Below are 10,559 nucleotides of genomic sequence, written 5' to 3'. Positions count from 1 at the left end.
CAAAGTATGATCATCTGTTGCTGGCTGCGGCGCGCAGAAAAGCGCCGTGCTCGCAGCCCGGTAGTGAAAAGAGGATGCGCCAGACTAGCACCGAGGGCAGGGTTTTCCCAGACTTATTCACAGGTCCATCCACAGGGCTTGACCGCCATCACCTCCGCTAGCGTCTCTAGGGAGTTGACCCGGCCACTGATGGCCCTATAGAATTGCCGGTTCTATTCGTCTCCATTCATGCAGAGGGCCCCATGGCCACCAAGCGTACTTTCCAACCCAGCAACCTCAAGCGAGCACGCGACCATGGCTTCCGCGCACGTATGGCAACCGCCGACGGCCGCAAGATCCTGGCTCGCCGCCGCGCCAAGGGCCGCAAGCGCCTGAGCGCTTGATTGCCGCGCCGCTCCCTGCGGCCGAGGCAGTCCCTAACGTGAACGCATCGAACCCGTGCAGGCGATTTCCTCGCTCTGCGCGGGTTCGTACGCGTGCGCAATACACGGTCGTTTTCGATACTGCACGTCGTACCTCGGACCCGTTGCTCAGCCTGCACTGGCGGACCGGCGATACGCCGCCGCGCCTGGGCATGGCGGTGTCGCGCAAGGTCGATACCCGTGCGGTGGGACGTAACCGGATCAAACGCGTGTTGCGCGATGCCATGCGGCATCTGCTGCCCGAGCTTGCCGGCGGCGATTACGTGATTGTGGCGCGCTCCGCAGCCGCAAAAGCGACCAATCCACAGATTCGCGACGCCTTCCTGCGTCTGCTGCGCCGTGCCGGCGCATTGCCCCTGCCTGCTGCGCCCGGCACAATGCCGCCCGCCAGGACGATGCACCCATCCTCCCTTTCCCCGACAGAGCCGGAACCCAGTTCCGACTGAGCGAGTTGCTGCCCGATGAACCAGACCCGTGTTTTCCTGATTTTTGCCTGGCTGATGGTCGCGGCGCTGCTGTGGATGGAGTGGGGCAAGGACAAGGCCGCCGCCAATGCGCCGGTGGTCGCGGCGACGCAGTCGGTGCCGGCTGCGCGCGATCTGGACGCTGCGGCACCGTCGGCCAATGTGCCGGCGGCCCAGGCCATTCCGCAGGCAGGCGTGCCGGGCGCTGCACCGGCGACCAGCACGACTGCCGCGACGCCGGCCGCTGCCGGCGCCGCGCCGGTGATCACCCTGACCTCGGACGTGCTGCGCCTGAAGCTGGACGGCCGCAGCGTGCTCGATGCCGAACTGCTGCAGTTTCCGCAGACCAAGGACGGCACCGCGCCGGTCAGCCTGCTGACCGAAGATGCCGCGCACCCTTATAACGCCACCAGCGGCTGGGCCAGCGAGCATTCGCCGGTACCGGGCGTGGGCGGCTTCCGCGCCGAACAGCCGGGCACCGCATTCGAACTGGCCAAGGGCCAGAACACCCTGGTGGTGCCGTTCGTGTGGAATGGCCCCAACGGCGTGTCGATCCGCCGCACCTTCACCCTGGAGCGCGGTCGCTATGCGATCTCGATCAAGGACGAGGTGATCAACAAGAGTGGCGCGCCGTGGAACGGCTACGTGTTCCGCAAGCTGAGCCGGGTGCCGACCATCCTCAGCCGCGGCATGACCAACCCGGATTCCTTCAGCTTCAACGGGGCGACCTGGTACAGCCCGCAGGAAGGCTACGAGCGTCGCGCGTTCAAGGACTACATGGACGACGGTGGCCTCAATCGCCAGATCACCGGCGGCTGGGTGGCGCTGCTGCAGCACCACTTCTTTACCGCGTGGATTCCGCAGAAGGACCAGGCCTCGCTGTATGTGCTGAACCAGGACGGCCCGCGTGACGTGGCCGAACTGCGTGGACCGGCCTTCACCGTGGCGCCGGGCCAGACCGCGACCACCGAAGCGCGCCTGTGGGTGGGCCCGAAGCTGGTCAGCCTGATCGCCAAGGAAGACGTGAAGGGGCTGGACCGGGTGGTCGACTACAGCCGCTTCTCGATCATGGCCATCATCGGCCAGGGCCTGTTCTGGGTGTTGAGCCATCTGCACAGCTTCCTGCACAACTGGGGCTGGTCCATCATTGGCCTGGTGGTGCTGCTGCGTCTGGCGCTGTATCCGCTGTCGGCTGCGCAGTACAAGTCCGGTGCCAAGATGCGCCGCTTCCAGCCGCGCCTAGCGCAGCTGAAGGAGCGTTACGGCGACGATCGCGTCAAGTACCAGCAGGCGACGATGGAGCTGTTCAAGAAGGAAAAGATCAACCCGATGGGCGGCTGCCTGCCGCTGCTGATCCAGATGCCGATCTTCTTTGCGCTGTACTGGGTGCTGGTGGAATCGGTGGAACTGCGTCAGGCGCCGTGGCTGGGCTGGATCCAGGATCTGACCGCGCGCGATCCGTACTTCATCCTGCCGGTGCTCAACATCGCCATCATGTGGGCCACGCAGAAGCTGACCCCGACCCCGGGCATGGACCCGATGCAGGCCAAGATGATGCAGTTCATGCCGCTGGTGTTCGGCGTCATGATGGCCTTCATGCCGGCCGGCCTGGTGCTGTATTGGGTGGTCAATGGCGGCCTGGGTCTGCTGATCCAGTGGTGGATGATCCGCCAGCACGGCGAGAAGCCGAGCAAGATCATCCAGGCCAACGCCAAGTAAGCGCAGTTGCACAGAGCCCGCCGCAAGGCGGGCTTTCTGCATGTCGCCGCAGTTGCTGTCTGCCCTGTTGTCTTCATCGCCAAGGACGCCGTCGTGATGTCATCGCCGCTGTATCGCCTGTTGCTGTGCGCCGGTTGCGCCGGAATGCTGGCGATGGCCGGCTGCGGCAAGCAGACCGCCGGCGAGGCAGCGCCTGCTGCCAGCACCGCTGCGCCGGCCGCCGCTGGTGCGCCAGCCGAAACCGACAGCGACGACGCACGCGCACTGATCGCGCAGCTGCGCGAGCAACTGGACCGGCATCGCCGCATCATCGTGTTGCTGGCCGACGCGGATGCCCAGACGCCACGCGATCGCGCCACCTCCAGCAGCGTGGGGCAGCAGCTGTTCCATGAAAACCTCCAGCAGCGCGAACGCATCGCTGCGCGATTCGAGACGGTGCTGACGTCGAACGCAGCGCGTCGCTTCGCAACGATCGCCACGGTGCTGGACGAGATCGAATCGGCACCGGATCTCTACGATGCCGACCGCCTGGCGTTTGCCGAAGTGTTGCGCGACCTGCACGCACGCATTGGCCGCGATTCGGCACTGCCGGCGGTGAAGCTGCATCAGCGCATCGGCGAGGATCTGGAAGCGCTGGACGAGATCGAGCGCAGTTACAACAAGGAACTGACGCAGATTTTCAGCCGCTTCGATCGCAGCCGCGCGATCGTGCCCAAGCGCGAGAAGTGGGACGACTACGTGGCGCATCTGCGCAGCCTGTACACGCGCGAAAAGATCCTGCGCGATCATGGCGTGGTGGAGCCGTACCCGTTCTCCGCGCGCGATAGCGACAGCGAGATCTTCGGCCGCGACCTGCCGCCCAAGACGGTGGTGCTGACCTTCGACGACGGCCCGCACAAAGCCTATACCGAGGAGATCGTGGCCATCCTCAAACGCTACGACGTGCCGGGCGTGTTCTTCGAAGTGGGCCGCAACCTGGGCAGCCTGGACGCGCAGGGCAAGCCGACACTCGCGCCGTTATCCAAGATCAGCCACACGCTGATGGAAGAGGGTTATGCGGTGGGCAACCACAGCCTGACCCATGCGCAGTTGTCCAAGACCACCGGCGATGCGTTGCGCAGCCAGGTGCTGGATACCGACACGTTGTTGCGCGCGGTGGACGACAAGCGTGCGCCGTTGTTCCGGTTTCCGTATGGGGCGCGCAATGCCGAAGGCTTGCAGCTGCTGGGTGAGGCAGGCTTGAAGTCGATCATGTGGAACATCGACTCGATGGACTGGGCCGACCCGGTACCCGAGTCGATCGTGCAGCGCGTGCTCGACCAGGTGAACAAGGAGCAGCGCGGCATCGTGTTGTTCCATGACATTCACGACCGTGCAGTGAAGGCGCTGCCGCAGATCCTGGATCGCCTGATCGCCGATGGCTACCAGTTCGCCGGCTGGAATGGCCGCGAGTTTTCGGTGGCGCACGCGCCCAGCGCGGCGGCCGAGGCAACCGTGACCACCGGCTACGCCAACTCCTGGGCGATCGTGATCGGGATCGACGACTACGCGCACTGGCCCAAGCTCGAATATGCCGCCAACGATGCGCAGGCCATCGCCAGCACCTTGACCGGCCCGTTGGGGTTTCCGTCCTCGCAGGTGATCGTGCTCAAGAACGGGCAGGCCACGCGCAACAATATTCTTGCGGCGTTCCACGATCGCCTCGGTGAGGGACGCGCGCAGACCAACGACCGCGTGTTCGTGTTCTTCGCCGGGCATGGCGCCACGCGCCGGCTGGCATCCGGGCGCGACCTGGGCTACATCATTCCGGTCGACTCGGATCCGCAGCAACTGGCCAGCGATGCGATCGCGATGAGCGACCTGCAGAACATCGCCGAAAGCCTGCAGGCCAAGCATGTGCTGTTCGTGATGGATGCCTGCTATAGCGGACTGGGATTGACGCGCGGCGGGCCGACGTCCGGCGCCTACCTGCGCGAGAACGCACGACGCATCGCCCGCCAGATGCTCACTGCCGGCGGTGCCGATCAGCAGGTGGCCGACAGCGGCCCGAACGGGCATTCGGTGTTTACCTGGGTGCTGCTGCAGGCGCTGGCGGGCAAGGGCGACCTCAATGGCGATGGCCTGATCACCGGCACCGAACTGGCGGCCTATGTCGCACCGGCGGTGTCGGCAGTGTCGGCGCAGACCCCGGCGTTCGGCAGCCTGCCCGGCTCCCAGGGCGGCGAGTTCGTGTTCCAGGTACCGAGCGGCGAAGAGTTCCTGACCGCCGGCACCGCGCAGCTATCTGCCGACGCGATCGCACTCAACGGACGCGTGGATGCGGCGCGTCCTGCCGCCACCACCAGCGGCGCGGCAGTGGCGGCTGCACCGGTGACGGTGAAGACGCTGCAAGGCGGCGAAGCCAGGCTGGTCTTGCCGACCGCGGTGAAGAGCAGCGACCGCCAACGTGCGCAGCTGGCCAACGAGCGCGGCCTGCAGTTGTACAAGGAAAAACGCTACGCCGAAGCGGCCGAGCAGTTTGCCGAAGCCTTGAAGCTGCGCCCGGATTTCGCCTTGGCCGCCAACAACCTGGGCTTTGTGTACTACCGCCAGGAACGCTTTGCCGAATCGGCGCGCTGGCTGGAAAATACCTTGAAAATCGATCCATCGCGTGCGGTGGCCTATCTCAATCTTGGCGATGCCTACGCAAAAGCCGGCGATCGCGACAAGGCGCGCAAGGCCTATTCCACTTACCTGGAATTGCAGCCGCAAGGCAGCGGCGCCGCGCAGGCTCGCACGCAGTTGCAATCGCTGTGATTCACGGCGGCTGACGCAGCGTTGCGAACAGGCGTCACGAGAGCGCGTGCCGCGATGGAGGCGTGATACACCAGGGACCCGGGCATCGGCAGGATGCCGCTGCCGGCCGCGCAGTCGCTGCATCGCCGCGCTTGTCTTCTTCAATCCACCTCAGAGCAATGCCCATGTCGTCTTCCACGTCTACCATCGTTGCCATCGCCAGTGCCGCCGGAGCCGGTGGGGTGGGGATCGTGCGCCTGTCCGGGCCGCAGGCGGTGCAGATTGCCGCCGGGCTGGGCGTTGCGCAGTTGCAGCCACGGCAGGCGCAGTACGCACGCTTTCGCGATGGGCAGCGCGAGGTCATCGACGATGGCATCGCGCTGTGGTTCAAGTCACCGCGCAGCTTTACCGGCGAAGACGTGGTGGAGCTGCAGGGACACGGCAGCCCGGTGCTGTTGCGGCAGTTGGTGGCGCGTTGCATTGCGCTGGGTGCGCGGCAGGCACGCGCGGGCGAGTTCAGCGAGCGCGCCTTTCTCAACGGCAAACTCGATCTGGCGCAGGCCGAAGCCATCGCCGACCTGATCGCCGCCGGCGATCTGCGCGCGGCACGTGCTGCGCGCAGATCGCTGGACGGTGTGTTTTCGCAACGTGTCGATGCGCTCAGCGACAGCCTCACCCGGCTGCGCATCCATGTGGAAGCGGCGATCGACTTTGCCGACGAGCCGCTCGACACCCTGGGCGGGGCGCAGGTGCGCGACGGGCTACAGCAGGCGCGCGCACTGCTGGCACAACTGCTGCGCGATGCCGAGCGCGGGCGCAAGCTGCGCGACGGCCTGCACGCGGTGCTGATCGGCCCGCCCAATGCCGGCAAGAGTTCGTTGCTCAATGCATTGGCCGGTAGCGAGCGTGCCATCGTCACAGATGTCGCCGGCACCACCCGCGACACCTTGCAGGAAGCCATCCAGCTCGATGGCTTCGAACTCACGTTGGTCGACACCGCCGGCCTGCGCGAGAGCGGTGATGCGATCGAGCGCGAGGGCATGCGTCGCGCGCGTGCGGAGTTGCAGCGCGCCGATCTGGCGCTGGTGGTACTGGATGCACGCGACCCGCAAGCCGCGCGCGATGCGATCGGCGATGCCATCGATGCGGTGCCGCGTCAGCTGTGGATCCACAACAAATGCGATCTGCTGGCCGAAGCCACAGCGCTCGATCGTGGTGCGGTCGCGGTCTCGGCGGTGACCGGGCAGGGACTGGAGCAGTTGCACGCCCGGTTGCGCGAACTCGCACTGGGCGACGGAGCGGACAGCGTGGAAGGCGAATTCTCCGCACGCACGCGGCATGTCGAGGCATTGCGCCGCGCCGAACAGCATGCAGACGCAGCGGATCTGGAGCTGGGCTTCGAACAACTCGAACTGGCCGCCGAAGAATTGCGCCTGGCACAGGAAGCACTCGGCGAGATCACCGGCAAGCTGAGCGCCGACGAATTGCTGGGCAAGATCTTTTCGAGTTTTTGTATCGGCAAGTAGACCGCTTACCTGCCGCGACGCATGACGAGCCGATGCAGACGCTGGCTGTTGGTGTTCTGCATCAAGGATCAAGGATCAGGGACGGCGACAAGCGCAATGCTTGTACAGCGGGTCACATACCGATACCGAAACTCAAAGCGAGTGTCCGCAACTGCGCCGCAAAACGCGTCACATCACACCCGGCAACACCGTCTGCAACGCCGCGTTCTCGGCATCGCATGCTGGCGATGCCGCGGCGGTGGGAGGTTGCTTTGCACGTGCCTTGTCGATCTCGCGGCGCGCAGCGGCTAGATCCTTCTGGAACTCGGGGTTGTCGTGCAGGGCGGCGACGGTGGCGGCGCCCATGATGCGGCCCTGCAGGACATCGCTCTGCCAGTGCACGTTGCAGACCAGGCGGCTGTCGCCGAAGGCGCGGCCGCGGGCGAGCAGGGCGTCGCGCTGGGCGGGTGCCAGCTCGGCCAGGATCAGGCCCCAGCTCCAGCCGATGGCGGTGTGGCCGGAGGGGTAGGAGCCGTTCTTGCGCAGCGCCGCGTCGTCGTCGGGCGTGCACATCGGCTGGTCGTTGCGCATGAACGGGCGTGGCCGCTGGTAACGGGCCTTGGCTGCGCTGGTGCTGGTGCTGGCGTCGCGCATGCTGCGTTCGAGCAGGCGCAGCAGGTGCGGGGTGTGCGCCTGGTCGATCTGGATGCCGAGCGCGCAACTGAAGTGATTGGCGGCCGCCGGGAACGTCAGCGCAGCGTCCTGCGTGGCCAGGTCCCAGCGCGGTGTGCCGCGCAGGGCGAGCATGGATGTGGCGATGGCCTGATCGTTGGCGAGCGCGGCGCTGCCGTCCTGTGGCGGTGGCGGTACCAGCCGCAGGCTGTCGGGCACCTGTGCTTTTTCCAGGTAGCCATGTGCATCGGTGGCGATCACCGAGCCCGTCGGGGCCCCCTTGTCGCGCGCGCTTGCACTGCCGCATCCCACCGCCAACACCGCGATGGCGACGCTGGTCAGCGTCCGGGAACAAGCGCGAGCAATGCGATCGGACATGGAGCAACCCTCGGACAACACGGATGGATGAGGGCGCAGATTACGACGCGCAGATGACATCTGCATGCCAGCGCAACGCAGCTGCGGCGCGCAATGCGCAGCCGCTGTCGCAGCACTGTCATGTCCCGGTCGCATCGGCGCAAGACGGCTGTCGCACGCTTGCCGTCATCTTTTGACTCGTCCCCCTGCCGCTCATGCCCAAGACCCATCTGTTAAGTGCCGCCGTCCTTACCGCGCTCGTGCTGTCGCCGGCCGCCCATGCCGCCGATCCCGAGGTGACTGCCGACACCGGCACGACCGTGCAGCAACTCGACGCGGTCTCGGTGATCGGCCAGGGCGAAACGCGTCAGGTGCAGCGCATCACCCAGCAGGACATTCCGGTGTTGCCGCCGGGCACCAGCATCCAGAAGCTGCTCAACCGCATGCCGGGCGTCAATGTGCAATCCAACGATGCCTTCGGCGCCAACGAGGAGTCGCAGACGATCAGCCTGCGCGGCTTCAACGGCACGCGCCTGGGTTATACGCTCGACGGCCTGCCGCTGGGAGACAACGCCTACGGCAACTACAACGGCCTCAATATCAGCCGCGCCCTGATTGCGGAAAACTTCGGCGGCGTGGAGCTGGCCTCGGGTATCGGCGCACTGGGCACCGCGTCCACCAGCAACCTGGGCGGCACCATCCAGTACTACTCGGCCGATCCGTCCAGCGTGTTCGGCGGGCAGCTGTCGCAGACGGTGGGCTCCGATGCCAATCGCCGCACCTTCCTGCGCGTGGACACCGGCGACTACAACGGGTTTTCGGCGTATCTGTCCGGCATCAATGCCGAAGCCGACATGTGGGCGCGCCCGGAGTCGCCGACCACCACGCGCCAGTTCAATGCCAAGGGCGTGTACCAGTTCGATGGCGGCAAGCTGACCGCGTTCGCCGACACCTCGCGGACCTCGCAGGCCGATTATTCGTATCTGTCCAAGAGCGGCATGGCGCGTGGCCTGGGCTGGGACTGGAACCTGTATGCACCGGACTGGAACCGTGCGTTGGCCGCGGCTTACTGCGCACCGGCCACGCGCAATGCGGCGCGCTGCGGCTTCAGCGGCGGCGTGGACAATGTCGACGATGCCTATTACCAGAGCCGCGCATTGCGCGACGACGATCTGTTCTATGTGGCCGGCGACTTCCAGCCCAACGATGCGATCAGCCTGCACACCCAGGTCTACCACCACGAAAACAAGGGTCAGGGCCACTGGTGGTCGCCGGGCCAGGCGTCCAACCCGGGCACGCCGCAGGCATTGCCGATCTCCATCCGCAGCACCAATTACTGGATCAACCGCACCGGCGGCATCGCCTCGCTCGGCTGGAACCTGGGCCCGCATCATCTCGAAGCCGGGCTGTGGTATGAGCGCAATCACCACGATGTGGAGCGCAATTTCTACTGGATCGACGGGCCGGTCAGCGATGACAAGTTCCTGCAGGATCCCGATCGCCGGCTGTTCTCGCAGAACTACATCATCACCACGCGGCAGTTCTATGTGCAGGGCAACTTCAAGTTCCTCGACGAGCGCCTGAGCGTGGATCTGGGTATCAAGAGCCCGAGCACCGAAATGACCGCACGCGAAACGCCGGGGCTGGCGGTGGAAGCGCCGGTGGCGACCGGCTCGATCAAGGCCAGCGAGTCAGTGCTGCCGCAGGTCGGTCTGGGCTATCGCATCGCAGACGGGCAGGAAGTGTTCGCCTCGTACGCGGAAAACATCGCCGCGTTCCAGGGCGGCGGCGCCGGTGGTCCGTTGCTGGTGACGCAGGCCTCCTTCGATGCCAGTGTCGGCGCACTGGAGCCGGAGAAGTCGCGCACCGTGGAAGCCGGTTACCGCTTCGTGCGTGACCGCTTCGAAGCCTCGCTGGTGGGTTACGACGTGACCTTCGACAACCGCCTGCTCTCGCTCAATCCCTGCGCCAGCATCCAGCAGGGCACCACGCCGGCTTGCACCACGCGCTTCTTCAACGTGGGCTCGGTGAGCAGCCGCGGCGGCGAACTGACCGTGATCTGGAAGCCGACCAGCTACCTGCAGTGGTACAACTCGGCCTCGATCAACCGCTCGACCTACGACGACAACTACGTGCAGAACGGGGTGATCATTCCGACTGCCGGCAAGACCACGGTGGATACGCCCAAGCGCATGTTTGCCAGCGAAATCGCCTTCAACTACGCCAACTGGAACATCAACCTGCGCGGCAAGTACACCGGCCAGCGCTACTACACCTATACCAACGACCAGGGCTTCGGCGGTTACACCTCGTTCGATGCGGGCGCCGGGTACGACTTCGGCCAGGCCGGCGTGCTGCAGGGGCTCAAGCTCTCGCTCAACGTGACCAACCTCACTGACAAGCGCTATGCGTCCAACCTCACCGCGTTCGCCAACAGCGATCCGAATGGCCGTCAGCTGGCATTCCATGCCAGCGCGCCGCGGCAGGTGTTTTTGACCTTGGATGCGAAGTTCTGAGTTAGGGATTGCGGAGTCGGGATTGGGGATTGGTAACAGCGGGTCTTGTGGCTGCTGACTGATTTCCGGTGGCGATCGATGTGGATGGTTTTAGAGTGGCTGGCAAGATCTGGCGGGTGATTGTCGGGC

General features: G+C 65.6%; 7 protein-coding genes. 6 read left to right on the top strand and 1 reads right to left on the bottom strand.

Going from position 1 to position 10,559, the window contains the following annotated elements:
* Positions 1 to 242 precede the first annotated feature (242 nt).
* The 5 genes from rpmH (at position 243) to mnmE (ending at position 6,906) form a co-directional block, all read left to right on the top strand.
* A complete protein-coding gene (rpmH, locus tag ABQY74_RS20665) occupies positions 243 to 383 on the top strand; it encodes a 50S ribosomal protein L34 (protein ID WP_002805908.1) in 141 nt (46 codons plus the stop codon).
* Positions 384 to 421: 38 nt separating this feature from the next.
* Positions 422 to 868: a ribonuclease P protein component gene (gene rnpA, locus ABQY74_RS20660; RefSeq protein WP_039512801.1), complete on the top strand. Its 447-nt coding sequence runs from the start codon at positions 422 to 424 to the stop codon at positions 866 to 868.
* 15 nt (positions 869 to 883) lie between these two features.
* Positions 884 to 2,605, top strand: a complete 1,722-nt coding sequence (gene yidC, locus ABQY74_RS20655; protein WP_104555849.1) for a membrane protein insertase YidC — start codon at positions 884 to 886, stop codon at positions 2,603 to 2,605.
* A gap of 93 nt (positions 2,606 to 2,698) precedes the next feature.
* Complete coding sequence (locus ABQY74_RS20650; RefSeq protein WP_349792773.1) at positions 2,699 to 5,401, top strand: polysaccharide deacetylase family protein; 2,703 nt, start codon at positions 2,699 to 2,701, stop codon at positions 5,399 to 5,401.
* Between the two features lie 164 nt (positions 5,402 to 5,565).
* Positions 5,566 to 6,906 (top strand): tRNA uridine-5-carboxymethylaminomethyl(34) synthesis GTPase MnmE, encoded by a 1,341-nt coding sequence (gene mnmE, locus ABQY74_RS20645; protein WP_349792771.1) that lies wholly within the window; start codon positions 5,566 to 5,568, stop codon positions 6,904 to 6,906.
* Positions 6,907 to 7,074: 168 nt separating this feature from the next.
* On the opposite strand, the gene ABQY74_RS20640 is transcribed toward mnmE, so the two are convergent.
* Positions 7,075 to 7,935: a phosphatase PAP2 family protein gene (locus ABQY74_RS20640; RefSeq protein WP_349792769.1), complete on the bottom strand. Its 861-nt coding sequence runs from the start codon at positions 7,933 to 7,935 to the stop codon at positions 7,075 to 7,077.
* A 194-nt stretch (positions 7,936 to 8,129) separates the two neighbouring features.
* Between ABQY74_RS20640 and ABQY74_RS20635 the strand changes: the two genes are divergently transcribed.
* The gene (locus ABQY74_RS20635) at positions 8,130 to 10,430 is read left to right on the top strand and encodes a TonB-dependent receptor domain-containing protein (protein ID WP_349792767.1); all 2,301 of its coding nucleotides are present in this window, start codon (positions 8,130 to 8,132) and stop codon (positions 10,428 to 10,430) included.
* Positions 10,431 to 10,559 lie beyond the last annotated feature (129 nt).

The organism is Xanthomonas sp. WHRI 7064, assembly GCF_040202355.2.
GTDB lineage: Bacteria > Pseudomonadota > Gammaproteobacteria > Xanthomonadales > Xanthomonadaceae > Xanthomonas > Xanthomonas arboricola.
The sequence above is the reverse complement of the archived record's forward strand: the minus strand, read 5'-3'. Positions and strand labels throughout refer to the sequence as shown.

Coding starts and splice junctions, on each gene's coding strand:
- yidC (WP_104555849.1), top strand. CDS start 884: ATGAACCAGACCCGTGTTTTCCTGATTTTTGCCTGGCTGATGGTCGCG.
- ABQY74_RS20640 (WP_349792769.1), bottom strand. CDS start 7,935: ATGTCCGATCGCATTGCTCGCGCTTGTTCCCGGACGCTGACCAGCGTC.
- ABQY74_RS20635 (WP_349792767.1), top strand. CDS start 8,130: ATGCCCAAGACCCATCTGTTAAGTGCCGCCGTCCTTACCGCGCTCGTG.
- mnmE (WP_349792771.1), top strand. CDS start 5,566: ATGTCGTCTTCCACGTCTACCATCGTTGCCATCGCCAGTGCCGCCGGA.
- rpmH (WP_002805908.1), top strand. CDS start 243: ATGGCCACCAAGCGTACTTTCCAACCCAGCAACCTCAAGCGAGCACGC.